Source organism: Ferrovibrio sp., from assembly GCF_964218355.1.
Classification (GTDB): Bacteria; Pseudomonadota; Alphaproteobacteria; order Ferrovibrionales; family Ferrovibrionaceae; genus Ferrovibrio.
Map to the genome: position 1 here is coordinate 270,722 of NZ_CAXPMC010000016.1, position 24,747 is coordinate 295,468.

The following is a 24,747-nucleotide window of genomic DNA, read 5'->3' on the forward strand; positions in this document are numbered from 1 at the left end:
CAGTGTTTTAACGGCCGAGGATAATGACGCTGGCAATCGCCTCTTCGATGCCATGCAGGCCGCCGCCATTTTCGGCCAGCGCCAGTCGCGCGCCTTCCACCTGACGAGGACCGGCTTCACCGCGCAGCTGCGTCACCAGTTCGAAGACCTGCGCAATGCCGGTGGCGCCAACCGGATGGCCCTTGGATTCCAGGCCACCAGAGGGATTAACCGGGATACGACCGCCCAGCGCGGTCTCGCCACGCTCCGACATCGGGCCGCCCTCGCCGAAATCGCAGAAACCGAGATTCTCGATCTGGATGATTTCGCCCATCGCGGTCGCGTCATGCACCTCGGCCACCGAAATATCCTTCGGACCAACACCAGCCTTTTCATAGGCACGCTTGGACCCCAGCGCCGTGCAGTGCTTCTCGACTTCGGTGGGATCGCGGTCGCTGCCGGACTGCAGCACGCTGGCCAGCACCTTGATGGCGCGGCTTTTGTCGATGCCAAGTCGGCGCAGGCCAGATTCGGTGACCAGCACCGCAGCAGCGGCGCCATCCGAGATCGGCGAGCACATTGGCAGGGTCAGCGGGTAGGTGATCGGCGGCGCGGCCAGGATCTGATCGACCGTATAGGCATCACGGAACTGCGCCAGCGGATTGTGCACCGAATGGGTATGGTTTTTTGCGGCAACAGCGGCGAGATGACGCTGCGTGGTGCCGAAACGCTTCATATGCGCACGCGAAAAGGCGGCGTAGACATCCATGAAGGCGCTGTAGGGTTTCGGCGAGGTCGTGCCGTCTGGCACCTCTACGCCGTCGCCCAGCTTCAGCAGGCGCTCGCGGATCGCCGGGATGTCCTGCACGTCCCAGGCACCATCGAAAGCCGAGAACATCAGCTCGCGATCGGTGGAGAACATCTTCTCGGCACCCAGCGCCAGCGCGACATCCCCGTCGCCCGCCTTGAGGAAATTGACTGCCAGGTTAAAGGCCGTGGCGGCACTGGCGCAGGCATTCTCTACATTGACCACCGGAATGCCGCCGACCCCCATGCTGCGCATCACCACTTCGCCGCGGATCATGTGCTGGCGTTCCATGTGGCCCTGCGCCGAATTTGCAAAGAAGGCGGCTTCTGCCGGCTGGCCCTCCAGACCGGCATCCTTCAGCGCACCCTGCACCGCTTCGGCGGCCATGGTCTTGATCGTCTTGTCGAGCTGGCGGCCGAAATACGTCATGCCCACGCCGGCGATGTAAACCTGTTCCATCCTTCCCTCCCTCAGGGCTCGTCCTTGGATAAGCGCTGCCGGCCATCCAGGGACCTCACGGCGCTTGCCAATATTTCTTTATAGTCTACATTATGACTTATAATATTATTTAATGACTCATGAGTCAATAAACGGAGGGAACCCTTGAACACATCCGCTGATTCCAGCGTCCTGATCGAGGTTCGCGATAGCGCCGTCTGGATCACCCTCAACCGGCCGGCCGCCCTGAATGCCATCACGCCGGACATCGTGGCCGGCATCCAGGCAGCGCTCGACCGCGCCGAGCGGGACGATATCCGCGCCGTGGTGCTAAGCGGCAGCGGCCGCGCCTTCTGTGCCGGCGCCGACCTCAAGTTCGTGCGCGCCACCAGCGGCGAAGATGGCCAGAACGTCAGCAAATTCCTGAATTCCGTGCTAGACATGATGACGCGGCTGGAACGCTTCCCGCGGCCGGTGATCGCCGCCGTGAATGGCCTGGCGATGGCGGGCGGGCTGGAACTGCTGCTGTGCTGCGACATGGTGATCGCGGCGCGGTCGGCCCGCCTTGGCGACGCCCATGCGAATTTTGGCCTTCTGCCGGGCGGCGGCAGTTCGGTGCGTCTGCCACGCAAGATCGGCCCGACCCGCGCCAAGTATCTGCTATTTACCGGTGAGTCGGTTCCTGCCGAAGATCTGGTGGCTGCCGGTCTGGTCAACGAGGTGGTGGAGGATGCCGACCTGGTGGCTGCCACCGGTCGCCTGGTGGCCAAGCTGGCGGTGAAAAGCCCGCTGGTGCTGCGGCGCATGAAGGCGCTGGTCGATGACGGGCTGGAGCAGCCATCCGCCCAGGCGCTGCGGCTGGAACTGCTGGCGTCGGAAGTGCATGCGCACAGCGCCGATCTGAAGGAAGGTCTGGCCGCTTTCGTGGAAAAGCGCCAGCCGCGCTTTACCGGACGCTGACCCAGGGAGAGCCCACGATGACCGAGACGCGTTTTGCGCGACTGCGCGCCATTCAGGCCAATGCTTATGCGCAGGCCCCTGCCATCCGCACCCTGTTCGATGCCGCCGGCCTGCACCCGGATCAACTCAGCGATGCCGCCGCCCTGGCACGTCTGCCGGTGTTCAAGAAAGAGGCGATGATCGAGCGGCAGCGCCTGGCCCCGCCCTATGGCGGTTTCCTGGCCGCGCCGGCCACGGACATCGAGCGTATCTTCGTCTCGCCCGGCCCGATCAACGAGCCGCAGTTCCGCGGTGAGATAGACGGCCTAGGTTTCGGCGCCGCCTTTGCTGCTGCCGGGATCGGCGGCGGCGATGTGGTGCTGAACACCTGGTCCTATCATCTGGTGCCGGCCGGGTTGCTGCTGGATGAAGGCCTGCGCAGCACCGGTGCCAGCGTCATTCCCGCCGGCACTGGAGGCAGCGAAATGCAGGCCAAGCTGATCCGCGACCTTGGCGTGACCTGCATCTGCGCGGCCACGGCCTATTTCGTCACCCTGGCCGAAACACTGGAACAGGCCGGCCACGAGCTGCCGCGCGATTGGGGCGTCACGTCCGCCCTGCTGGGCGGCGAATTCGGCGACTGGATGGGCAAGCGCCGCAGGCTGGAGGTGCGTTATGGCCTGCGGACCTTCTCGGTTTATGCCACAGCGGATTTCGGCCTGATCGGCTTCGAACGCGACACTCAGGAAGGCTACGAAATCCACCCCGACCGCATCGTGCAGATCTGCGATCCGGTCAGCGGAAACCCGCTGCCGGTGGGCGAGCCCGGTGAAATCGTGGTAACGACGCTGCGGCCAGGCTGGCCACTGATCCGCTTCGGCACCGGTGATGTCGCCATCGCCCGCGCGCTGTATGCCGATGGCAGCGTCGCACATATCTCCATGCTGCAGGGCCGCGTCGGTCAGTCCGTGAAGGCGCGCGAGATCTTCATTTATCCACGGCAGCTGGAGGAACTGGCGATCGCCATCCCCGGCATCCAGCGTGCCCAGGCCTCGATCACCCGCGAGGGGCATCGCGACTGCGTCACGCTGCGCCTGGCCCTGCAGGATGGTATCGATCCCAGCAGCGTGACCGAACCCGCTCAGGCGAAGTTCCGCGAACTGTCACGCCTCAAGGCCGACCATGTCGAGATTGCCGGCAGCACGGAGCTGAACGCTGAAGCGCCACTGGTGCGCGATCTGCGACAGTAAATTCTGGCTGGCTCAGCCGAGCCAGCGCTTGCGCCGCCGATAGTGTTTGACATCGCGGTAGCTCTTGCGCTCGCCCTGGACATTCAGGCCCAGATAGAATTCACGTACGTCTTCATTGCTGCGCAGTTCATCGCCTGCGCCTTCCAGCACGATATGGCCGTTTTCCATGACGTAGCCATAATCCGCCAGCTGCAGCGCAACGCGCGCATTCTGCTCCACCACCAGCAGCGTGACGCCGGCATCCTTCAGTGACTTCAGAACGGCGAAAACCTCGTCGACCATCAGCGGTGCCAGACCGAGCGACGGCTCGTCGATCAGCATCAGCTTCGGTCGTGCCATCATGGCACGGCCGATCACCAACATCTGCTGCTCACCGCCTGACAGATAGCCAGAGGTGCGATCTTTCAGGGCCGCAAGCCGGCCGATGCGGGAATAAACCTCATCCAGTCGCTGCCGCACCGCACGCAGGCTGGTTTCCTTGTGCCCACCGATGATCAGGTTCTGCTCCACGGTGAGGTGGCGCAGCACGCGGCGCCCTTCCATCACATGGATGATGCCGGTATCGACGATGTCGACCGCATCCTGATTGTCGATGCGCTTGCCATTGAACTGGATATTACCCGAGGTGACGCGCCCGTCCTCGGTTTTGATCACATTCGAAATCGCCTTCAGCGTGGTCGACTTGCCGGCGCCGTTACCACCCAGCAGGGCGACGCACTGCCCCTCGCTGATGCGCATCGAGACACCCTTCACCGCCAGGATGACCTCGCTGTAGATCACTTCGACATTGTTGAGCTCAAGCACGCGCGCCTCCGGCATTGCAGGGCCGGGCATTGCGCCCGGCCCATCCTTGCGACTGGGTTACCACTTCCCGATCTGCGGCACCGCCACACCCGGGGCAGCGGTGATATACTTGCCGCCCTTCACAATACCGATATTGACCGTCGCACCCGTGGTCGGGAACGGCGCATCGTTTGTGTATTTTACATCCGACAGGATTTCGAAGGTTTGCTCGCTGGTGATCGTGGTGCTGAGCAGGGCTTCGCGCACACCGCGCCCGGTGACATTTGCCGCGCCCGACTTCTTGGCCGCCGCCTCTACCGCACGCAAGGCCACCAGGGTCTGGTTCAGACCCATCACGGTCGGCACCGTCCAGCCGCCCTTCATCCCGTACTGGCTCTTGAGCTTCTCATAGAACTGGCGCGACTTGGTGTTTTCGTCGGTCGGCATCGCCATGCCATAAACTTCGTAATCGCCTTCCAGGTTGGCAATGCCGCCTATGGCCGAGGCCGAGGCCGTGATCCCGTTGTGCGAACTCATCACGATCGGCACCTTCTTGTTCAGCGCCTGCAACGCGCGCTTCACCGCCACGACGGCCGCTGTGTTGGTCTGCACGTCCAGCACTTGGGCGCCTTTGTTGAGCACGCGGTTGACCTGGGTGGTCAGGTCGGTCGGCTGCACTTCGGTGTAGACGATTTCGACCAGATCGATGGTGGCTTTGTTCTCATCGGCATACTTGCGCAGGCCTTTGGCGATATCGACATAGGCCGGCGACGCTTCGGACGAGAAGACCGCAACCTTCAGGGCGCCGGAGACGTTGTTCTGCTTGCGATACCATTCGAGGAAGGCGGCCGCCTCATGCGCATAGGTGGAGCGCGGGTTGAACACCCAGGGGTCGCTCTTCCAGCCGAAGCCATAACCAGCGGTGGACATGATCAGCGGAATGCCGTCGGCCGGCAGGCGGCCCTGCAAAGCGGTGGCATCCGGCGCGCCGACACCCAGTGCGATGATCGGATTCAGCTCAGCCTTGATGCCGGGCCACAGGCTGGCGACCTGGGCGGCGTCGTAGCGATGGTCGTAGTCCTTCATCTTAAGCTGGACGCCCAGGTCCTTGCCCACTTCGGCATTCCACCAGGCAACAGCGGAGTGCCGTGCGCCATTGAGATCCTTCATCACGTCGGCATAAGGGCCGGTGAAATCGGCCAGCGAAGCGATGTTATAGGTGGTCTGGGCCTGCGCCGGGGCAGCCAGCATGAGCGTGGCCATTCCGGCGAGCACTGTGCGTGCGAACATTTTCATTGTTACTTCCTCCCGTTTTTCATGTGTGTGGAAATCGTCTACGCCATGCAGAACGCTAGTAAGAGAACGGCCAGAGCCGGTAGGAGCGCTTGATGATCGACCAGCGATGCATCAAACCGCGCGGCTCGAAGATCAGGAAGGCGGCAATCACACCACCAAGGAAGATGTTGAGTGTGGCGAACACCACGTCGCCACCGAGCCAGGGCACCACCTGCACGAAAGTGGGGCCGAGACTGATGAAGCTCTCGCGGATCGAGAGGATGACCACGACCCCGATCAGGGCGCCGGTGATCGAGCCGATCCCGCCGACAATCACCATGGCCACGAACCAGATCGAATGGAAAAGCGTGAACTGGTCGACGGCGACGAAGCGGACATAATAGGCCCACAGCCCACCGCCGATGCCCGCATAGAAAGACCCCACCAGGAAGGCCATGGCCTTGGTACGGACCACATCTATGCCCATCATGCCGGAGGCGACATCATCGTCGCGTACCGCCACGAAGTCGCGGCCATGACGGCTGCGGGCGATGCCGAAGGCGCCGGCCACCATCACCACGGCGAAGACCAGACAGAGATAGTAAATCGAGCGATCGGTATCGATGACATAGCCGAACAGTTGCGCCGGCTCGAGCGACAGGCCGTTCGAGCCACCGAGCCATGATTGCGGCAGGTTGAGCACCAGGAAATGGAATAGCGACTGTGCCGCGATGGTGGTGAGCACAAGGTAGAAGCCTTTGATGCGCACTGCCGACAGGCCGAAGATGAAGCCGAACGCCGCGGCCGCACAGCCGCCCAGCGGGATTGCGGCCCAGAACGGGAAGCCGAACTTGCTGGCCAGCACCGCGGTGGCATAGGCGCCACTGCCCATGAAGGCGGCCTGGCCGAGATTGATCTGGCCGCCATAGCCGGTGCAGATCTGCAGGCCGACAGTCACCACGACCGTAATCAGTGCCGAGGTCGCCACCGCTACCAGGCGCGGGCCGACCAGCAGCGGCAACACCGCCAGCAGCACCATGAAGAGGATCAGGCAGATGAGCTGCTTGCGCGTGCGGATCAGCGACTGGTCGCGCGCGAAGCTGGTTGCAAAGACGCCAGCGGGATCCATGACTCAGACCCTCTCGACCATCTTCCAACCGAACATGCCGGTTGGTCGGATGAATAGGATGACAAGCATGATGATGAACGGGAAAACGTTGCCGACCGAGCCGCCGATCACGGGATCGACATAAGCCATGACCAGGCCCTGAATGATGCCCACGATAATCCCGGCAAGCAGCACGCCAGCGATCGATTCAAAACCAGCCAGCAAGGCGACCGGTAGCGCGGCGAGCCCGATCTCGGAGGCCAGGAAGCTGACAGACTTTCCACTCAGGAAGATAATCGCGCCCAGCGTGGACAGCACCGAACCGAGGATCCAGGCAAAAGCCACCGAGCGCTTGACTGAAATGCCCATCGACACCGCAACCTGGTGATCTTCTGCCACCGCCGTCATGCGCAGACCAGGCCGGGTGCGGTTGAAGAACCAGGAGAGGCCAAGGCCAACGACGATGGTGATCATGCCGCCAATGAACAGCGAGCGCGGGATCAGGATGTCGCCGATGATCACCGGCTGCAGCGGGAAGATAATCGGGAACGGCCGCACCTGCGGGCCGAACAGCACCAGGATCAGCCCGCGCAGCAGAATCAGGAGCCCGATAGTGACCATCACCATGGCAAAGACCGACTCGCCGACCAGGCGCGAGAAGAAGATCCGCTCGATGGCGAAACCGAAAAGTGCCGCGGCGACGAAAGCCAGCGGAATGCCGATCCAGTATGGCAGGCCGATGGATGTGATCATCCACCAGACCACGAAGCCACCGAACACCACCAGCTCGCCCTGCGCGAAGTTAAAGACCTTGGAGGCGCGGTAGATGACGATAAAGCCCATGGCGATCAGGGCATAGAGCAGCCCGATCAGCGCACCATTGATGGTGTAGTTGAGAAACTCGCTCATGCGATGGCCCGCCTGTTGTCCTGCAATTCAATGATGTTAAAGCCCTCGTCGACATCGTTGATGCGAACTGTTGCCGAGAGCGTGCCTTTGCGGCCGTCCTGGTAGGTAATCAGGATATTCACGGCCGCCGTGCTGCTACCGCGATAGATCTCTTCCACCAAAGCCTGGTAGCGCTCGGTGATGAACTCGCGCCGCAGCTTGCGCGACCGGGTCAACTCACCTTCGTCAGGATCGAGTTCCTTGGGGAAATTGGCGAAGCGGCGCACGCGCGCATGTTCCGGCAGGAAGAGGTTGACCCGGCGGATGTCCTCGCGGATTAGCGCCGCCACTTCCGGCTTCTGCGACAGGTCAGTAAAGGTGGAATATGTGATGTTGCGCTCTTCCGCCCAGCGCGACAGCACTTCCATGTCGATATTGATCAGCGCACCAACGAAATCCCGGCTTTCATCACCAAGAGTGAGAATATCCTTGATAAAGGGACTGAAGCGCAACCGGGTTTCGATATATTGCGGCGGGAAACTGTCGCCGCTGCGCATGCGGCGCAGGTCACTGATTCGCTCGAGGAAAACCAGCTCGCCGCTCTCGGTCTGGGTCACCGCGTCGCCGGTCTGATACCAGCCATCCTGCAGGCGCTCGTCCGATTTCTCCGGGTTGCGATAATAACCCTGGAAGAAGGAGCCGCCGCGCACCAGCAGCTCGCCGGCCTCCGACAGTTTCCATTCCAGCGGCTTGCCGGCATCGGGATGTGGTTTCATCCAGTGGCCAACGGTTTCGAGGTTGTAGCTCTCGCTCTGATGCAGGGTCAGCAGGCCGATTTCAGTGGCGCCATAAATGTTGCGCAGCGGCACGCCGATGGCATGGAACAGGCGGAACACATCCGGCGCCATGGTGGCACCGCCGCAGACCGGTAGGCTGAGTCGGGTCAGACCAAGCTTGTCGCGCAGCGGTTCCAGCACCAGTCCATCCGCCAGCGGATACAGCAGCCGCGCCAGCAGGGGTGCCGGCTTGCCTTCCAGGCGGCCGACATTCACCTGATGCCCAATAGCCACGCCCCATTCATAGATGCGCCGGCGCAGCGGGCCGGCATCCAGCATGCGGGCCTGGATCGTCGCTGCCAGGCTTTCCCACTGCCGGGGCGCGAAGACCATCATCTCGACCGCGATTTCGCGCAGGTTGGCCAACACCTGTTCGGGCGATTCCGGGAAATTCACCACCATCGGCACGGCGAGGCCCATGGTGACGCCGACGATCTGCTCGGTGATCCAGGCCGGTGCGATATAGGTGAGGTAATCGAGGCCGGGCCGCACCTCGGCCGCACTCATGATACGATGCGCGTTATCGATCATCATCTTGTGGGTGACGATCACGCCCTTGGGTCGGCCTGTGGTGCCCGACGTGTAAGACAGCACCGCGATTTCGTCCGGCTGTCCCGCCGCCACCATAGCCCCGAAGGCATCGGGACTGGCGCGATGGCGCTCGATGCCCCGGGCTGTCACTTCCTGGGTGGTATGTAGCCCCTTGTCGCCGTAGGACCACATACCGGTGGTGTCCCAGTAAAGGATATGGCGCAGGCCCGGCACGGCATCGCGGATAGCCAGCCCCTTATCGACCTGCTCCTGATCCTGGGCGATCAGGCAGACCGCCTCGCTGTCGTTCAGCAGATAGTCGATTTCGCCGGCCGTCAGGTCCGGGTAAAGCGAGATCACCTTGGCGCCCAGCGCCAGCGCGGCGAACTCGGCCCAGAAATTGTCCGGCTCGTTTTCGCCGATGATGGCGACCGTCTCGCCGCGTTTCACGCCCATGGCATCAAGGCCGAGGGCAAGGCCGCGCACCTGTTCCAGCACATCGCCGAAGCTGTATTCGCGCCAGATGCCGCGCTTCTTGTGGCGCTGCGCCAGGCGGCCGGGCTCCTGCTGGCCGCGCAGCAGCAGCAATTGGGGCAGGGTCTGCATCGCGATCATCAGCGCGTCCCCTCGCCCAGATAGGCCTTGAGTACTGCCGGATCCCGCTGCACCTCGGCGGGCGTGCCCTCGGCGATCTTGCGGCCGAAATCCAGCACGACCACGCGGTCGGCCAGATCCATCACCACGCCCATGTCATGTTCGACCAGCACCACCGGAATGCCGCGCGCTTCACGCACATCAAGGATGAAACGGGCCAGATCTTCTTTTTCCTCGGTATTCATGCCGGCCATCGGCTCGTCCATCAGCAGGATCTTCGGCTCCTGCGCCAGCGCGCGGCCGAGATCGACCCGCTTACGCTGGCCGTAACCGAGCGTGCCGACGGGACGGTGGCGGATCGATTCCATTTCCAGCAACTCGATGATTTCCTCAACCACCTCGCGCTGGGCGAATTCCTCGTTGCGGGAACGGCCAAAGTGGATAAAGGCATCCAGGATGCTGCTGCGCATATGCATGTGCCGGCCGATCATGATGTTTTCGATCACTGTCATGCCGCCGAAGATATGCGTCCCCTGGAAGGTGCGGGCGAGACCGGCACGTGCGATCTGGTGCACCGATTTGCCGACCACGGGTCCGCCATCGAACTGGATTTCACCGCGCTGCGGACGATAGAAGCCGCTGAAGCAGTTCATCAGCGAGGATTTGCCGGCTCCATTCGGGCCGATCACTGCGACCAGTTCGTCGCTGCCAATCTCAATGGTGACGCCATCCAGCGCCTTGATGCCGCCGAATTGCAAACCGATGTCTTGGGCGGCGAGCACCGGACGCTTGCGCGCTCCGGCAGCCGCGCCATGCGGCACTGCCATCGCTTCCACTCATTTCCTCCCTGGCATCAGCCGGGTTCGTCCCGGTGGCCAATCAGATTTACGTATCTGACCATATGGACGTCTAGTTTACTTACGGGTCAATTCATGTCAATCTCTCTTTCGCATATCCTGGGGAGGACATGAAATGTCGTTGCAATTCGGTAGCCGCCAGCTCGCCGCGCGCTTTATGTCGCGGCTACAACTTCCGGTCATCGCTGGGCCGATGTTTTTAATTTCCGGACCAGATCTGGTGATCGGTTGCTGCAATGCGGGAGTGGTCGGTTCCTTCCCAAGCCTGAATGCCCGCACGACAGTACTGCTCGACGAATGGCTGACGCGCATCGCAGCCGAAACCAGCGGCCCGAATGCTGCGCCGTATGCGGTCAATATGATTGTGCATCCCAGCAACACACGGCTGGAAGAAGATATGATGCTGGTCGAAAAGCATAAGGCGCCACTGGTAATCGCCAGCGTCGGCAGTCCTGCTAACATCGTCGCCCGCGTGCATGCCTATGGCGGGCTTGTCTTTTCTGATGTCGCCTCGCTGAAGCATGCGCGACGCGCGGCAGAGGTCGGGGTCGATGGCCTGATCCTGCTATGCGCCGGCTCTGGCGGCAATACCGGCTGGCTCAATCCCTTCGCCTTCGTTGGCGCCGTACGCGAATTCTTCGACGGCCCGATCGTACTGGCGGGCGCCATTTCACGCGGCCAGTATATCCACGTGGCGCAGGAGATGGGCGCCGACATGGCCTATATCGGCACCAGCTTCATCGTCACGCGCGAAAGCATGGCCAATGACAAATATCGCGACATGCTGCTGGATGCCAATGCCGACGATATCATCCTGACGGCAGAGATCACCGGCATCCCGGCCAACATGCTGCGCCAGAGTCTGGAAAGCGCCGGTCTGAAAACCGGCAAGAAGCATGAAGGCGGCTTCAGCCTGCTGCGCGAAGTGGAGATGCTGAAAGCCTGGCGCGATATATGGAGCGCCGGCCATGGTGTTGGCGACGTACGGGCGATTGAGAGTGTTGCCGACCTGGTGCGACGGTTACAGGCGGATTACCTGGCCGCTCGTAACCGGCGGAACGTCACTGCGGCTTGAGCGCATGCTCCAGCAGGTCGGAGAACACGCTGGCGATGCCCTCGCCGCTCATATCGCCGTCCGGGCGGAACCATTGCGTCATCCAGTTGATCGCCCCCATGAAGAAGAACACCGTCATGCGCGGGTCGGCCTCGCGGATGCTGCCGTCCTTTACACCCTCGATGATCAGTTCGCTGAACTTCTTCTGGAAATCGTCACGGCGCTTCGCAATCACGGCCCGGTTCTTGGGCTCCAGCGCGGCAAATTCGCTCAGAACGGCGCAGGAGCCGATCTCGCTGGTGATCAGTTCGATATAACGACGACAGACCAGTACGATCTTTTCGCGCCCGGTCTTGCCATGCTCGACGGCATAATCGTAGGCGACGTTGCCAAGGTCCTGCGCCAGCATATGGCACTCGAACAGGATCTCCTGCTTGTTGGTGACGTAGTAGTACAGGGCCGGCTTGGTGACGCCCAAAGTCTTGGCGACGTCGTCGAGCGAGGTATCGTGATAGCCACGGGCGCTGAAGGCGCGTGCCGCCTCCCGCAGCAGGGCGGTGCGTTTCAACGCAAACAGCTCATCGCGGCTGGGCGCCACATTCTTCCAAGCCGATGGTTTGCGACCGCGCTGTGCCACACGCACTCTCCCTTAAATCTTACCCGAAATACCCGCCGGCCTGGACCGGGGGCGATGCCCAAACCCGGGAATCGGATCGGCGGCTGGAAACTTTCAACAATCTTACCGCAAAGTCAAACAAGCTGTCCGCAATGCAGAAGCTATTTACCGTGGCGGCGAGACCGCCGACTCGGACAACCCGGCCATGGGCCGCATCGAATCGTAAGCAGCAGGAGAGGAAGATGAAAGGGATTTTCGACGGTGTCCGCGTGCTCTCACTGGCCGAGCAGTTACCCGGCCCGTATGCCACCCTGCTGCTGGCCGATCTCGGCGCCGACGTGATCCTGGTGGAGCGACCTGCGGGCGGCGACCCGGCGCGGGCTTTTCCGTCCTTCTTCCGCGCCGTGGGGCGCAACAAGCGCAGCCTATGCCTCGACCTGAAATCCGAAACAGGCCGCACCGAACTCATCGCCCTGGCCGCCGATGCCGATGTGCTGCTGGAGGGCTATCGCCCTGGTACCATGGACCGCCTGGGTCTCGGCTATGCCGCATTGTCGGCCCGCAATCCGCGGCTGATCTATGCTTCGATCACCGGATTCGGCCAGAGCGGTCCGAGCCGGATGCGGCCGGCCCATGATCTGTCCTACCAGGCGGTCGCGGGGATGGTGTTCGGCAGCGCCGGTGCCCCGGCTGCGATGCCGGAAATCCCGCTGGGCGATCTTTCAAGCGCCACCTTCGCCGCTTTCGCCATCGCCGCCGCGCTCTATGGCCGCGAGCGCAGCGGCCACGGCACCGCCATCGATGTCTCGATGACCGATGGCCTGGTCTCGTGGATGACGCCCTATCTCGTACCGCATATGAGCGGCGACAAGGCTTTCGAGGTCTTCGACGAGCCAGCCTATGGCATTTTCACCTGCAGTGACGGCAAGCAGTTGACCCTCAGCATCGCGCATGAGGATCACTTCTGGGCGACGCTGTGCAATGCCCTGGGGCTGCCGCAGCATGCCGACCTGAAGGCCAAGGAACGGCGGCGGCGGCGCGCCGAATTGCACGGCGAGATTTCGGCTCTGTTGGCGCGGCAACCACGCGCCCACTGGGCCACGGCATTCGATGCCGCCGGCAACATCGCCTGGTCGCCGCTGCATGATTTCACCGGTGTATTGCAGGATCCGCATTTCCGTGCCCGCGGCCTGTTCCAGCAGTTGCCCGGCGGCGAAGAGCATATCCTGCAGCCGGTGCAGTTCTCCGCTTATCACAGTGCCATCCACCGCGGCGCGCCGGGCCTGGGCGAACATACGGCAGAAATCCTTGGGCGCGACCGTGCCCCAGTCGATGGCGCCATCAAAGCTGCGGGTTGATCAGGTATTTGACGCCGCTGCGCTTTTCCATGTAGGCCATTACGGTCTGCGGCTGCACGGCGGCGGCCAGCGAAATGGTTGCGGCATAGCTGGCGGCAAAGGTGGTGTGCAGTTCGTCGCAGACGCGCTGGCGCAGTCTGGCCCGCGTCGCCGCGTCGGCCTGCTGCAGGAAGTCGAACAGCAGCCAGCCGGCCACGCTCCAGTTCAGGCCGACGATACGGCTGATCTCGATCGGCGCGCGGTCGAGCGCGCCGTAGACGAAGGCCTGCTTGAGCACATTGGTGCCGTAGCGGCTGTATTGCGTGGCGTGCTGTGAGGCGGCGGCTTCCATTGCGCCCAGGATGCGCCCGGTCAGCGCGCCGCCCACGGCATCGAAACAGGCCGTAGCATTGGTATCGGCCAGCGCACGCGCCAAATCCTGCCGGAATTCCGGCGCGGCACTATTGCAAACATGTTCGGCGCCCATGGCGCGCAGCTCGGCCACCTGGTCGTCGCGGCGCACGATATTCACCAGCGGCACACCATCCTGCCGGCAGGCGCGGATCAGCATCTTGCCGACGCTGGACGCCGCCGCCGTGTGGACAATCGCCTTGTGCCCGTTGCGCTGGGCGGTTTCCAGCATGCCAAGCACGGTTAGCGGATTGACCAGAGCAGCCGCGCCATCCGCCGGGCTGGTACCATCGGGCAGTACCAGGATGTCGGCCACCGCAATCCGGCGGTATTGCGCATAGGCGCCATCGCCCATCATGGCCACGGTCTTGCCCAGCAGTGCCTCCTGGCCGGATCCGGCCGCCACCACCACACCGGCCCCCTCCACGCCGGCCGGCAACGGCTGGTCGATGCGCAGCGCGACAAAGGACATTGCGGCCGGCGGCACCGGCGCCACCAGCACCGGCTGCCGTGCAGTTCCTTCAAGCCGCGCGGCCGCAAGATCGGCCGGGCCGAACAGCAGGCCCATATCCGTGGGGTTGATCGGCGCCGCCTCAACCCGCACCACCACTTCATTCGTTCCCGGCATTCCGGCCGCTTCTTCGGTCACGGCAACACGCAGCTCTCCCGCCGCCGTAATGCAGGAACGTAAAACCAGGCCGCGCCAGTCCTGTGTCATGGTGGTCGCCTTCCGAGGCTGAAACGGTTTACCGGCCTTGGAATACCGGCTTGCGCTTTTCCACGAAGGCAGCGATGCCCTCTTGCGCATCTGCTGAATCGACGCAGGCTGCGATGCCGCGCGCTTCCAGCTCCAGCTGGGTTTCAAGGCTGGTGCAATCTGAATCGGCCAACAGGTTCTTCATGCGGCCGAAAGCAGCGGTCGGCCCGCTGGCCAGGTTTTCCGCCATCTGGGTGGCGGCGACGGTCAGCTGATCGGGGGCAACTACCTGATCGGCAATACCCCAGTCGAGCGCTTCGGCTGCCGGCACCCTGCGGCCCTGCAGCATCATCAGGCGGGCACGCTGTGAACCGATGCGGCGCGGCAGCGTCCAGGACTGTCCACCATCGGCGGAAAGCCCGGCCGCGGCATAGGCCGAGGCGAATTGTGCGGTGTCCGATGCGATGAGGAAATCGCAGGCCAGTGCCAGGCTGAACCCCGCCCCGGCGGCCGGGCCGTTCACCGCAGCGATGCTTGGCGCCCGCATCCGTGCGAGCGCGGCGATAGCGCCATGCAGATGCAGGGTCATGGTGCGGATGCTGAGCGCGGTTTCGGCTGGATCTCGCATACCGCTGAGATCGCCGCCAACACAGAAGAAGCGCCCACTACCAGTCAGCACCACCGCGCGTATATCAGCGTCTGCCTCGCAGCGCCGCACCGCCTCACCAAGATCGGTCAGCAGCGCGACATTCATGCCGTTGCCGGCCTCGGGTCGCGTCAACGTCAGCCACGCCACTGCGCCCTTGCGCTCGAAAGTCACCAGTTTGCCGGTCATGCCGCGTTCCCCAATCTTGGCCTAAACTGCTCCAGACAGTTAAATCTGCTGCTCACGGATTCGGCGCGCAATGATCAGCCGCTGGATATCGTTGGTGCCTTCGTAAATCTGGCAGACCCGCACATCGCGGGATATCTGCTCAACGCGATAGTCATTCAGATAACCGTTACCGCCATGAGTCTGGATGGCATCAGAGCAGACTCTCTCCGCCATTTCCGCGGCCTTCAGCTTGGCGACAGAGGCCTCGACCGCACATTCTATCCCTTCATCGAAGAGACGTGCGGCATGGCGGGTATAGATCCGCGCCATATCGATGGCGGCATGCATGTCGGCCAGTCGGAAGCCGACCGCCTGGTGATCGAAGATCGGCTTGCCGAAAGCGGTGCGCTCACGCGAATACTGTAACGCCAGTTCATAGGCGGCCCGCGCCATGCCGACCGACTGTGACGCCACTGAAATGCGGCCATCCGACAGCAGGCCCATGGTGAGCGGCAAAGCCTCACCGACGCCGCCGAGAACCATGTCATCCGGCACGAAGCAGTTCTCGAAATGCATCTGCACGGTATCGGAGGTGTGCTGCCCCATCTTGCGTTCGGGTTTGCCGGGTGTGAATCCAGGCGTGCCTCTCGGCACCAGGAAGAAGGTTTTCCCGCGCGAGCCGGCCTGCGGATCGGTGACCGCCAGCACGATCGCCAGACCGGCCCGGGCGCCGTTGGAGATGAACTGCTTCTCGGCATTGAGCACCCAGCCGCCTTCGGCGCGCGTCGCCCGCCCGGTGATGGCGGAAAGATCGGAACCAGCTGACGGCTCGGTGAGGCAAACGGCACCAATCGTCTCACCGCTGGCCATTTTGCCGAGCCAGGCCTGCTTCTGTGCCTCTGTGCCCAGCCGCGCCAGCAACATGGCGGTACCCAAGCCATGCACATGGATCAGGGTGGACAGTCCGCCGTCGCCGGCCGCCAGTTCCTCGATCACGGCAATGAAAGTGGAAAGATTGCAGCCAGAACCACCGTACGCCTCCGGCAACAGCAGGCCGAACAGGCCCATCTCGCCCATTTCGGCCAGCACGCTGTCCGGCACCTGGCCATCGCGATTCCAGACCGCGGTATGAGGAGCGATGCGCTTCTGCACGAAGCGGCGCACGCCTTCGACCAGTTCGCTGTCGATTTCACTGGCAGCCATCGAGTTCCCTCCATTCATTTTTTTGCAGCCGGCCATTGCGGCCCGAGCTGTCGCCATCGTCCTACCGGGCCGGCCGGCATGCAGCAGGCCCGGATGCAGGCATCCGGCGGGAATTGTCTCGACTATAGTCAATTTGACTTTTAAGTAAATAATATTATTTATAAGTCATATCTGTGGCGGGCATCCGTCATACAGGGAGAGATACAAATGCTGCCGACCCAACTGGCCCAGCGCCTGCGCATGCCCGTACTGGCCTCGCCGCTTTTCCTGATTTCCGGTCCCGACCTGGTGGTGGAAACCAGCAAGGCCGGCGTAATCGGCAGCTTCCCCAGCTTCAACCAGCGCACCACGGCCGGCTACGAGGAGTGGCTGAAGGACATCCGCCAGCGACTGACGCCGGCCGATGCACCCTGGGCCGTGCAGTTCGCCGTGCATCGCACCAACGCCCGCCTGGCCGAAGACATGGCGCTGACAGTGAAATATCAGGTGCCGATCCTGATCACGGCGCTCGGCATCACCCGCGAGGTTACCGATGCGGTGCATGCTTATGGCGGCCTGGTGTTCCACGATGCCATCAACATGCAGCATGCCCGTCGCGCGCTGGAAATGAATGTCGATGGCATCATCGCCGTCTGCAACGGCGCCGGCGGCCATGCCGGTGTCTACAATCCTTTCGCCTTCATCGGCGAACTGCGCCCAATCCTTGGCGACAAGACGCTGATCCTCTCGGGCTGCATTGGAGACGGCAGCAGCATCGCCGGCGCCATCGCTGCGGGTGCGGATATCGCCTATGTCGGGACCCGCCTGATCAACACGGCGGAAAGCATGGCCTCGGCGCAGATGAAGCAGCTGATCATCGAGTCGAATATCAACGACATCATCTACTCCGCCGAAGTCGATGGCGTCGGCGCCAACTGGCTGCGCCAGACTCTGCCAACCACCGGCAACCTGCGCGCCGGTGGCCAAGTGGGCAGCATGAATGTCAGCGATGTTCTGGGCGAGCCGAAGCGCTGGCGCGATATCCTCAGTGCCGGTCAGGGTGTCGGTTCGATCCACGATGTTCCACGTGTCGCCGACCTGATCACGCGGATGGAACGCGAATATCGGGCAGCAACCGATCGGTTAATCAGCATTGCGGGCAGGCAGCCGAGTGTCGCCGCTTAGCCATACCTGATGCTGGTGGCAGAGGTTGGGGCATGCCATGCGGTGGCAGCTCATACGGAGACCGTTTCAATACGGAAAATAAGACGACGCTAAAAACACAGCCGCAAGCTGCCCCCATAGCCGAGGCTCGAATCGACCAGTCGCACTCCTGATCGACAAGAACAGCCATCTGGTGGTGCGTTAAAAGGCGTGTGGCCCAGCCACCGAGAAAATAAAAAATGGTCTGCCCGCACTTGCCGAAATTTCTCAAAAATCGGCCAAATCCATCCTGATTCACGTCAAAATCATCAAAAATGGCGGCCCGTCGTATTTGATCAGGCCTGTGCGATGAGTAGCCATCATCGGGTGCCCCTTGTCAGGATAGGGCATATCTGTCTATCCATCACCTCGTTACCGATACCGCCAAGGAGGGCATCGTCGGCGACAGTGGTTCAACCGCTGTCGTTGGTGCCCTGGAGAAAGGCTCCATCGCATCGACGCCGGCAAAGGCAGGTGATGCGTCATGAGCGTAAAGGTAACTCACACGTTAAAGCCCTCCAGTGCGACCTCCGTACATGCGTCGCCTCACGTCAGCGCCATCGAGCAGCGCCAGCTCAGTAGTCTGCAGGTGTCGCTGCACAATGCTCGTTCCCACGGGCCCAAGCAGATCAGCCAGCTGAAAGCCGGCATTAAGCGTTTCGGCTTCCTCGTCCCGATCCTGATCGATGCAGACAGCGTCATCCTGGCTGGCCATGGTCGTCTCATGGCGGCGCAGGCACTTGGCCTTGAAACGGTTCCGACTATTCTCGTGGATCATCTGACGCCGGCCGAAAAGCGCGCCTACATGCTGGCGGACAACAAGGTTGCGACCAATGCCGGCTGGGATGAACAGCAGCTGGCCATTGAGCTGGATTTCCTGTGTACCCAGGAACTCGACTTTGATGTCGAGCTCACGGGCTTCGAGACCTTTGAGATCGACCAGATCCAGTTGGGGAACTCACCCGCGCCGAAGGCGAAGCCGGATCCTGACGACACGGTGCCCGTGCCTGTCAGGCCTCCGGTGTCCAAGCTTGGGGACTTGTGGGAGCTTGGGGTGCACCGCCTGCTGTGTGGCAACGCTTTAGAGCGTGATGACCTTGACATTCTCATGCGCGGGGATGAAGCCCAGATGGTGATTTCTGATCCCCCCTTTAACGTTCCCATTCAGGGCCATGTTGGCGGTGCGGGCAAGATCAAGCATCGGGAATTTCCCATGGCATCCGGTGAAATGTCTGATCCGGAGTTCGTGGAATTCTTGCGCTCCGCCTTCAACCGCATGGTGGAGAACAGTGAGGACGGGGCAATCATTTACATCTTCATGGACTGGCGCCACATGCGCCATGTTCTCGACGCGGGTAAGGCCTTTGACGAACTGAAAAATCTTTGTTTTTGGAACAAAGGCGTGGGCGGCATGGGCACCTTCTATCGTTCCCAACACGAAATGATCTTTGTCTTCAAGAACGGCACCTCTCCGCACATCAACAATTTTGGCTTGGGCGAGAAGGGTCGTTACCGCACCAATGTCTGGCAGTACCCGGGTGCGAATACCTTCAAGAAAGGGGGCATTAAGGATCTTAGTCTTCACCCGACGGTCAAACCCGTCGCCATGATCGCGGATGCCATCCGTGACTGCTCGCATCGCAATGGTATTGTGCTCGATCCCTTTGCTGGTAGTGGCACGATTCTGATCGCAGCCGAAAAGACTGGGCGGATCGCGCGTGCGATTGAGCTGGACCCGCTCTACGTCGATACCGCCATCGAACGCTGGCAGGCCTGGACCGGGCATGAGGCCATCCATACTGAAACGGGCCTGACCTATGCCGAAATGAAAGCGGCGTCTCCGCGCAAGCCCAATAACACTTCTGCGGCCGGCGACACTGAGAGCGGCACGGAGCCTGTCCATGTCTAAGGCATCCGACGGCAAAAGCTACGAGGTTGGCTATGGCGTGCCGCCTCAGAAGACCAAGTTCAAACCGGGGCAGAGTGGTAACAAGAAGGGGCGCCCTAAGAAAACGCCGTTGAGCATCAACGAGTCGGCCTATGTTGCCGTCGCCTCTGAGCTGGTCACGATCAAGCTCAACGGGAAGAAGACAACAGTGACAGCCGAGCAGGCCGTATGGCTGAAAATCCGACAGGCGGCACTGAGCGGTGATGCCAAAGCCTGGAAGATCTGGCTGCAGGCGCGGCAGACTGCAGTCAAGCATGAAGTCATCAGGCCTGTTAAATCCGGCGGCTTGCTGCCAGATAGCAATTTCGTCTGGACTGAAGAGATTAAAAAATCCCTTGATGAAGTCTTCGCCTGGGCAGAAAAGAAAGAAGGGGAAGCAGCTGCTTCCACCGATGCTTCAGATACGGCTCCCGCGGCGGCGCCTTTGGAAAGTGGTACTGACGGCACGCCGGCAACGGACACAGGCGATGATGCCATCAGTGCGCTTAAGGCTAATCATTCATCTGCGGATGAATAGATGGACTGGTCAACCACGCCTTGGCAGCAGAGCCAACCGATTTCGCTTTCGCTAGGAATCTAACGATGCAGAAATCACCTTCTCGATCCGGCGCAGCTCAGCATCAGTAGCGTTGCTGAGCTGCATCGCGATTTTGTTCAGGACTTGCGCTCGATCAGCAGCCTTGCCGGCCTTTACCAGCTGTCCGGTGAATAATCCTACCGGCGAGACATTCAAGGCTTTAGCTAAGATCTCGATGGTTTCGAACGATGGCCCTACCGTCCCTCGTTCAAGGCGCCCAATCATATCCAGAGACAGGTTGCCGGCTTCAGCCAAAGCAGCCTGGGTCCAGCCCTTTACTCGGCGGGCCTGACGAAGATTTGCCCCGAAAATTTGCTTGAGAGTCGCCAAAGGTAGCCTCCGATGCGGAGGGTTACCGGTCAGACCGATTCGGTGACAGTGACTGATATTCTTCTAGTTGACTAAATACGCACTATGGTTCTTTATTTGATGAAATTATGCAGGGAAATTAGAGGGTTGCTATGTGGAAAATTGTATGGATGGGGCTTCTTTTAGTATCTGCTCCGGCGCTGGCACAAACCGTTTACAAGCTGAAGGAGGGATGGCCTGCGTGCGCCACTAAAGACGCCATGGATGAAATGAGCCGGGCCATCAACGCCCAAGACGCCAAATGGATGCAGGCAGTCCAAGGTTGTATCTTCTTGAAGGCTGGCGTCACAGGAACTATGGACGACTACAGCCTCCTCACAGGGGTATCTCGCCTTTGGCTAAGAGCGCCTGGAGGCGACCGTCCTGTCCGAATGTATGTAAACAACAAATCGTTCCAGTAACGTGCAGGAGGCCTTTGCTTTTTGCCTTAAGCGCGCTGGCAGGATGGCAGCGGGAACATTCATAGCCTGCTCTTGGTCCAACATCGGCCTAGCGAGCGACGGCGTTCCGCGCTCGAAGCCATCACTTAGCAGTGGCCATCGATATGTACCAATGACTGGGCGCGCTGGCTCGTACATTGTGTATGATCGCGATGGGCGACGCATTGGCATCATGGAGCCTCGCACTGGCAGCAGTGGCGAGTTGCGTTTCGTGCCCGATGCCAAGAAGTAACATCGGCTAGGATCTGATCACGTGATAACTTTTCGCTTTGGTGTTGGACTGGCGCTTCGGAAGTATCAGATCTGGCCCTGTAGTCACTTAGCGACGCAAGTCAGTTAGAAGCTCATTCTCCATACTGGAAAACAGGCGTAGCTCCAAGGCAGCTTGCTCGAATGTCAATTGAGCTTTTAGGCTTTCTGACCTCCGACTTCCTATCATAGTGGCTTCTGGGGATTTCCACTCATCGAGTGAGAATAGATTTCTCTTACCTATAATTACTTCACTGCAAACCTTTACCGCCGGGAGCAGTGGATGTCGCCGAATCCAGTGCAAGTATGAGAATTTGGCGAAGAGACCGTGAAATCCATAAGCATTACATATGGCGTTTCGGTTCATAACCCAAAATAGGTCCCGAAATGAGTGTATGGTGATGCAGAAATTTTCAGCATGGTCACGAAGATCATCGCCGATCATGGCAGCTTCGAAACGCATCATTTCACGGCGGGCTTTGGATAGGACGGCCGAGTATTTAGGATTGATATGTTCGTATGGATTGAGGCTCATTTCTAAAATTCGCCTTCATACGGTGGAGCCGGGACCGGCAAGATTGTAACTTGCCTCACTCTACGTTTCGGACTCAGAGAAATGAATTATCCGCAGAAAATAGGCATTTTTTTGGATTAGACCCTTATTGCTATTTGGGGTACTTATTCTCGAACATTCCTTGAGATTTCTAGGTACTTACTATGCCGGTAGGCCGATCAGCCGCAGGGAACTTAAGCGATTCGCTGATTCGCTCCAGCATGCATCGCAGTTGGTTGAAACAGCATCACGAGGATCCAAACTCCATTGTTATTGATGAATGGGGCTTAGAAGGCGGTGAAGCAAGAGTAGATATCGCCGTCATTAATGGCTGCTTCCAAGGATACGAAATTAAAGGTGATGGTGATTCTTTAAGACGGCTCCCTGCGCAGATCGATGCGTATTCATCCGTAATGGATCATACCAGCCTCGTTACGACCCAGCGCCATTATACGAAGGCAAAAGCTATCTTACCTTCGTTTTGGGGAATTATTGTTGTTGAGCCATCAGCAGCTGGGTCGGCTTTACTTTTTGAAGATCGTCCAGCAGCTCGCAATAGGTCCGTATCACCGTTGGCGATCGCGGCGCAGCTTTGGCGGCCAGAGCTTGTATCAATTTTAGACAGCATCGGAGCAGATGCGAAACTGCTCCGCCGTCCTAAATGGATATTATGTGAGGCCCTGGTCCTTAGCTGCCGCTTGGAAATCTTACAGTTGTTGGTTTCCGAAAAGATTAGGCAGCGAAAAACTTGGCGAGATCTTCAGTCACATTCGTAATGTGGTGGTTTGTACCAACCCACCTCCATGTCGTCAGATTTCCTGTTGAAGCCTTCCCCTCGGCACAGTCGGAAATGTATTGATCTGCCATTGAGTACCCAGCTCCCCTAAACTCAGATCTGGCGACGATCTCTTCGCAGCGCTGACGATACTGTTTGAAACCATCCTTCTTTCGAACAGTGGTCCCTTTTGATATCAGCCAGCTGCCGTCGGAGGTATATCGCACGGTTGCGGCCGGCTTAAATTTTCTAGGATCTTCAGTGGGAAGTTCAGGATGAGCGATGCAGTAATCTCCAAAGGTAGGTAAACGCCCTTTTCCACCTAAGGCTTCAACAAGAGTCTTGTAGAACGTCCATTCCAAGCGTTCCACTTTAAAAACACCCGGATTTATACCCGCCATCGTTTTAGGAAATGCCGTAGCCGCAATTGTAACCGTTCGCCAATCACGAAAGCTTAGTAACTTATTGTATTGATTTATCACAAGAGCGGTAAAGCCGGCGAGCGGCTGAAACGAGGGAGACAGCAAATCGAGAATTAGATCGACAGGCTTACTTTTCGCCCCCAGAAAATTAAGAAGAGTCTCTAGGTTTTCTTGCAACTTTACATCCGCAAAGTGATTGGGGTTGAGCCTAATAGCCAATCCATCAGTCGCGGGAACAATTGATTTCAGTGCAACTTGATAGTCATTCGGTCGATTTAATCCGGTTACAAAAATGCAATTACACTTTTTGTCCACTGAAAGTTTATGAACGCGAGTAATGGGATGTGTTCCATCACTCATTATCATTTTTTGATCGACCAATTTTAGATCTACGAAGATCGGTCGCGTGCCCCAATTTTTTTCTAACCGTGCACCAAAAGTCTCTAGATGACGGTCTATTGTTTTTGCGTGCTCGCCTTTTTCAAAGTCCCACTCAACTGGCGGTATGTCGAGTACAGGAGTGATCTTTGACTTTTCTAATTTCCCTAACTTTGACAGCGCGAGATATTCTCCCTGCCGCCATTTTAAGACTGGGACGTAATGCTTATGATTAAACATGCTACCCCCTATTGAAAAGTTTTCTAACCTCACCTTGTCCAATAAGCTTGGTGTAAATTGTATACTTCATTTGCTCACGCCTAATACGCCCAGCAATAATTGCTGGAGCGATTTTTAATGCCGCAGCGTCAGCGACGATTGTATCGTCGGATGGAAAGAACCTAGAAAGCGCCTCGTTCCAATAGGAACTTGGGATCAGGGCTTCCTGAGCATACTCATCAGCCTGATCCTCAATTAAATCTTTATCTTCTCCTTCAATATCTTCATCAAATATGGGTGCTGCTTTTAACAAATCATAATGCTGAACCACATGCCCCACCTCATGGAGCAAGACGAACCAAAAATTATCAAGACGGTCGTGACGAATAGTCATGCCAATAATTGGCTGACCTTCAGCGCTCACGAACACAGCACCATCCAAATGAGTTTGAGGTAAATGCTCTTCAACAAAGAAATGGATTCCTAAAGAGTTTAGGTATGGTTTTACACATGCTGGCCCGTCCTGTTTGGCGGAAAGAGAAACGAGTTCTTTCACCCAATTAGATGTTATGGAGCCGTGCCTGTATGCCGGTATCGTCTCTTGAGACGCACAGAAAGAAACTCGTGCTTGCCAAGCAAGTAAAGCTAACGGGTTGGACGCACTGCCTTTACGAACATTCTGTTTGTTTAACATTGCAACAGGCTGCAATAAATTCCCGCTCCTCAGAAATGTAGGAACCAGGACATCTGCCCGCGCAACCGCCTGAGCAGTTGTTCCATTAAAATCATTAAACCATTTTCTTTTATTCATCTCCCGCACAGGAAAATCCGCCCAAGCAAAAGTGGGATCGGTCGGCGCATGGAGACTGGATGTTTCCTTGATATCTATTCCCAAGGCAGCGGCGATCTCACGGAGCCGCTTGACACTGGCACCCCTATATTCGTCTGCTTCGTATCTTCGAATCTGTTGTTCTTTTAATCCGAGAGCCTTCGCCAAATCTTTTGGAGTGAGCCCCTTCCGAATTCGCGCCTTAATTAATAGTTGGGGGAGAGCTTCCTTAAGTTCTGATTTAGCGTCAGACGCCGCAACGACATCTGTTGATAAAAACATACCAATATCGTCCAGCACCTCTATGGGCGGGCCGGCTTCCACGTCGGCTTCGGGCTCGGCCTCGATTTTCTTTCGGAGCCACTCCCGCGAGACTAGCATTCGCATC

General features: G+C 59.4%; 22 protein-coding genes. 8 read left to right on the plus strand and 14 right to left on the minus strand.

Going from position 1 to position 24,747, the window contains the following annotated elements:
• Window positions 1-7: 7 nt before the first annotated feature.
• Window positions 8-1,246 carry a thiolase family protein gene (locus ACEQZY_RS10475; protein ID WP_291005568.1) on the minus strand — a complete coding sequence of 413 codons (1,239 nt, stop codon included), beginning with the start codon at window positions 1,244-1,246 and terminating at the stop codon, window positions 8-10.
• A gap of 144 nt (window positions 1,247-1,390) precedes the next feature.
• Here ACEQZY_RS10475 and ACEQZY_RS10480 point away from each other — a divergent pair, with 144 nt between their 5' ends.
• Together ACEQZY_RS10480 and ACEQZY_RS10485 are read left to right on the plus strand one after the other, a co-directional pair.
• The gene (locus ACEQZY_RS10480) at window positions 1,391-2,185 is read left to right on the plus strand and encodes an enoyl-CoA hydratase/isomerase family protein (RefSeq protein ID WP_291005571.1); all 795 of its coding nucleotides are present in this window, start codon (window positions 1,391-1,393) and stop codon (window positions 2,183-2,185) included.
• Between the two features lie 17 nt (window positions 2,186-2,202).
• Complete coding sequence (locus ACEQZY_RS10485) at window positions 2,203-3,414, plus strand: phenylacetate--CoA ligase family protein (RefSeq protein ID WP_370154088.1); 1,212 nt, start codon at window positions 2,203-2,205, stop codon at window positions 3,412-3,414.
• A 12-nt stretch (window positions 3,415-3,426) separates the two neighbouring features.
• Here ACEQZY_RS10485 and ACEQZY_RS10490 read toward each other — a convergent pair whose 3' ends face one another.
• The 6 genes from ACEQZY_RS10490 to ACEQZY_RS10515 are packed head-to-tail and all read right to left on the minus strand — an operon-like array spanning window position 3,427 to window position 10,256.
• Window positions 3,427-4,218 (minus strand): ABC transporter ATP-binding protein, encoded by a 792-nt coding sequence (locus ACEQZY_RS10490; protein WP_370154091.1) that lies wholly within the window; start codon window positions 4,216-4,218, stop codon window positions 3,427-3,429.
• 57 nt (window positions 4,219-4,275) lie between these two features.
• Window positions 4,276-5,493, minus strand: coding sequence for an ABC transporter substrate-binding protein (locus tag ACEQZY_RS10495; protein WP_291008857.1), 1,218 nt, complete (start codon window positions 5,491-5,493; stop codon window positions 4,276-4,278).
• 55 nt (window positions 5,494-5,548) lie between these two features.
• Entirely contained in the window at window positions 5,549-6,601 is a 1,053-nt protein-coding gene (locus tag ACEQZY_RS10500) for a branched-chain amino acid ABC transporter permease (RefSeq protein ID WP_291008860.1), read from the minus strand.
• Window positions 6,602-6,604: 3 nt separating this feature from the next.
• Window positions 6,605-7,489 (minus strand): branched-chain amino acid ABC transporter permease, encoded by an 885-nt coding sequence (locus tag ACEQZY_RS10505; protein WP_291008862.1) that lies wholly within the window; start codon window positions 7,487-7,489, stop codon window positions 6,605-6,607.
• Window positions 7,486-9,450 carry a long-chain fatty acid--CoA ligase gene (locus ACEQZY_RS10510; protein ID WP_370154096.1) on the minus strand — a complete coding sequence of 655 codons (1,965 nt, stop codon included), beginning with the start codon at window positions 9,448-9,450 and terminating at the stop codon, window positions 7,486-7,488. Before ACEQZY_RS10510 ends, ACEQZY_RS10505 begins: the two co-directional genes overlap by 4 nt.
• Entirely contained in the window at window positions 9,450-10,256 is an 807-nt protein-coding gene (locus tag ACEQZY_RS10515) for an ABC transporter ATP-binding protein (protein WP_370154439.1), read from the minus strand. The genes ACEQZY_RS10510 and ACEQZY_RS10515 overlap by 1 nt, the downstream gene beginning before the upstream one ends.
• A gap of 145 nt (window positions 10,257-10,401) precedes the next feature.
• On the opposite strand from ACEQZY_RS10515, the gene ACEQZY_RS10520 reads away from it, so the two are divergent.
• Complete coding sequence (locus ACEQZY_RS10520) at window positions 10,402-11,361, plus strand: NAD(P)H-dependent flavin oxidoreductase (protein ID WP_370154099.1); 960 nt, start codon at window positions 10,402-10,404, stop codon at window positions 11,359-11,361.
• Here ACEQZY_RS10520 and ACEQZY_RS10525 read toward each other — a convergent pair.
• Window positions 11,348-11,977 carry a TetR/AcrR family transcriptional regulator gene (locus ACEQZY_RS10525; protein WP_370154102.1) on the minus strand — a complete coding sequence of 210 codons (630 nt, stop codon included), beginning with the start codon at window positions 11,975-11,977 and terminating at the stop codon, window positions 11,348-11,350. The genes ACEQZY_RS10520 and ACEQZY_RS10525 overlap by 14 nt on opposite strands.
• Before the next feature lie 221 nt (window positions 11,978-12,198).
• Between ACEQZY_RS10525 and ACEQZY_RS10530 the strand changes: the two genes are divergently transcribed.
• Window positions 12,199-13,314 carry a CaiB/BaiF CoA-transferase family protein gene (locus ACEQZY_RS10530; RefSeq protein WP_291008874.1) on the plus strand — a complete coding sequence of 372 codons (1,116 nt, stop codon included), beginning with the start codon at window positions 12,199-12,201 and terminating at the stop codon, window positions 13,312-13,314.
• Here ACEQZY_RS10530 and ACEQZY_RS10535 read toward each other — a convergent pair.
• The 3 genes from ACEQZY_RS10535 to ACEQZY_RS10545 are packed head-to-tail and all read right to left on the minus strand — an operon-like array spanning window position 13,298 to window position 16,418.
• Entirely contained in the window at window positions 13,298-14,422 is a 1,125-nt protein-coding gene (locus ACEQZY_RS10535) for a zinc-binding dehydrogenase (protein WP_370154105.1), read from the minus strand. The two genes, ACEQZY_RS10530 and ACEQZY_RS10535, sit on opposite strands and share 17 nt — an antisense overlap.
• Before the next feature lie 28 nt (window positions 14,423-14,450).
• Complete coding sequence (locus tag ACEQZY_RS10540) at window positions 14,451-15,236, minus strand: enoyl-CoA hydratase/isomerase family protein (RefSeq protein WP_370154108.1); 786 nt, start codon at window positions 15,234-15,236, stop codon at window positions 14,451-14,453.
• Window positions 15,237-15,275: 39 nt separating this feature from the next.
• Window positions 15,276-16,418, minus strand: a complete 1,143-nt coding sequence (locus ACEQZY_RS10545) for an acyl-CoA dehydrogenase family protein (protein WP_370154110.1) — start codon at window positions 16,416-16,418, stop codon at window positions 15,276-15,278.
• Window positions 16,419-16,625: 207 nt separating this feature from the next.
• Between ACEQZY_RS10545 and ACEQZY_RS10550 the strand changes: the two genes are divergently transcribed.
• From ACEQZY_RS10550 to ACEQZY_RS10560, 3 genes are all read left to right on the plus strand, one after another.
• Window positions 16,626-17,582, plus strand: coding sequence for an NAD(P)H-dependent flavin oxidoreductase (locus tag ACEQZY_RS10550; protein WP_370154113.1), 957 nt, complete (start codon window positions 16,626-16,628; stop codon window positions 17,580-17,582).
• A gap of 502 nt (window positions 17,583-18,084) precedes the next feature.
• Complete coding sequence (locus ACEQZY_RS10555) at window positions 18,085-19,509, plus strand: site-specific DNA-methyltransferase (RefSeq protein WP_370154116.1); 1,425 nt, start codon at window positions 18,085-18,087, stop codon at window positions 19,507-19,509.
• Window positions 19,502-20,065, plus strand: a complete 564-nt coding sequence (locus ACEQZY_RS10560) for a DUF5681 domain-containing protein (RefSeq protein ID WP_370154119.1) — start codon at window positions 19,502-19,504, stop codon at window positions 20,063-20,065. The genes ACEQZY_RS10555 and ACEQZY_RS10560 overlap by 8 nt, the downstream gene beginning before the upstream one ends.
• Before the next feature lie 51 nt (window positions 20,066-20,116).
• Here the strand turns inward: ACEQZY_RS10560 and ACEQZY_RS10565 are convergent, their stop codons facing one another.
• A complete protein-coding gene (locus tag ACEQZY_RS10565; protein ID WP_370154122.1) occupies window positions 20,117-20,455 on the minus strand; it encodes a helix-turn-helix domain-containing protein in 339 nt (112 codons plus the stop codon).
• Window positions 20,456-21,957: 1,502 nt separating this feature from the next.
• Between ACEQZY_RS10565 and ACEQZY_RS10570 the strand changes: the two genes are divergently transcribed.
• Window positions 21,958-22,512, plus strand: a complete 555-nt coding sequence (locus ACEQZY_RS10570; protein WP_370154124.1) for a sce7726 family protein — start codon at window positions 21,958-21,960, stop codon at window positions 22,510-22,512.
• Here the strand turns inward: ACEQZY_RS10570 and ACEQZY_RS10575 are convergent.
• Window positions 22,469-23,551, minus strand: coding sequence for a beta family protein (locus ACEQZY_RS10575; RefSeq protein ID WP_370154127.1), 1,083 nt, complete (start codon window positions 23,549-23,551; stop codon window positions 22,469-22,471). The two genes, ACEQZY_RS10570 and ACEQZY_RS10575, sit on opposite strands and share 44 nt — an antisense overlap.
• 1 nt (window position 23,552) lies before the next feature.
• Complete coding sequence (locus ACEQZY_RS10580) at window positions 23,553-24,746, minus strand: helix-turn-helix domain-containing protein (RefSeq protein ID WP_370154130.1); 1,194 nt, start codon at window positions 24,744-24,746, stop codon at window positions 23,553-23,555.
• Window position 24,747 lies beyond the last annotated feature (1 nt).

Excerpts from the sequence above, each read along its gene's own strand:
- ACEQZY_RS10475 (WP_291005568.1), bottom strand. The coding sequence starts at position 1,246 with ATGGAACAGGTTTACATCGCCGGCGTGGGCATGACGTATTTCGGCCGC.
- ACEQZY_RS10485 (WP_370154088.1), top strand. The coding sequence starts at position 2,203 with ATGACCGAGACGCGTTTTGCGCGACTGCGCGCCATTCAGGCCAATGCT.
- ACEQZY_RS10495 (WP_291008857.1), bottom strand. The coding sequence starts at position 5,493 with ATGAAAATGTTCGCACGCACAGTGCTCGCCGGAATGGCCACGCTCATG.
- ACEQZY_RS10500 (WP_291008860.1), bottom strand. The coding sequence starts at position 6,601 with ATGGATCCCGCTGGCGTCTTTGCAACCAGCTTCGCGCGCGACCAGTCG.
- ACEQZY_RS10505 (WP_291008862.1), bottom strand. The coding sequence starts at position 7,489 with ATGAGCGAGTTTCTCAACTACACCATCAATGGTGCGCTGATCGGGCTG.
- ACEQZY_RS10510 (WP_370154096.1), bottom strand. The coding sequence starts at position 9,450 with ATGATCGCGATGCAGACCCTGCCCCAATTGCTGCTGCTGCGCGGCCAG.
- ACEQZY_RS10515 (WP_370154439.1), bottom strand. The coding sequence starts at position 10,256 with ATGGCAGTGCCGCATGGCGCGGCTGCCGGAGCGCGCAAGCGTCCGGTG.
- ACEQZY_RS10520 (WP_370154099.1), top strand. The coding sequence starts at position 10,402 with ATGTCGTTGCAATTCGGTAGCCGCCAGCTCGCCGCGCGCTTTATGTCG.
- ACEQZY_RS10530 (WP_291008874.1), top strand. The coding sequence starts at position 12,199 with ATGAAAGGGATTTTCGACGGTGTCCGCGTGCTCTCACTGGCCGAGCAG.
- ACEQZY_RS10535 (WP_370154105.1), bottom strand. The coding sequence starts at position 14,422 with ATGACACAGGACTGGCGCGGCCTGGTTTTACGTTCCTGCATTACGGCG.
- ACEQZY_RS10540 (WP_370154108.1), bottom strand. The coding sequence starts at position 15,236 with ATGACCGGCAAACTGGTGACTTTCGAGCGCAAGGGCGCAGTGGCGTGG.
- ACEQZY_RS10545 (WP_370154110.1), bottom strand. The coding sequence starts at position 16,418 with ATGGCTGCCAGTGAAATCGACAGCGAACTGGTCGAAGGCGTGCGCCGC.
- ACEQZY_RS10550 (WP_370154113.1), top strand. The coding sequence starts at position 16,626 with ATGCTGCCGACCCAACTGGCCCAGCGCCTGCGCATGCCCGTACTGGCC.
- ACEQZY_RS10555 (WP_370154116.1), top strand. The coding sequence starts at position 18,085 with ATGAGCGTAAAGGTAACTCACACGTTAAAGCCCTCCAGTGCGACCTCC.
- ACEQZY_RS10560 (WP_370154119.1), top strand. The coding sequence starts at position 19,502 with ATGTCTAAGGCATCCGACGGCAAAAGCTACGAGGTTGGCTATGGCGTG.
- ACEQZY_RS10570 (WP_370154124.1), top strand. The coding sequence starts at position 21,958 with ATGCATCGCAGTTGGTTGAAACAGCATCACGAGGATCCAAACTCCATT.
- ACEQZY_RS10575 (WP_370154127.1), bottom strand. The coding sequence starts at position 23,551 with ATGTTTAATCATAAGCATTACGTCCCAGTCTTAAAATGGCGGCAGGGA.
- ACEQZY_RS10580 (WP_370154130.1), bottom strand. The coding sequence starts at position 24,746 with ATGCGAATGCTAGTCTCGCGGGAGTGGCTCCGAAAGAAAATCGAGGCC.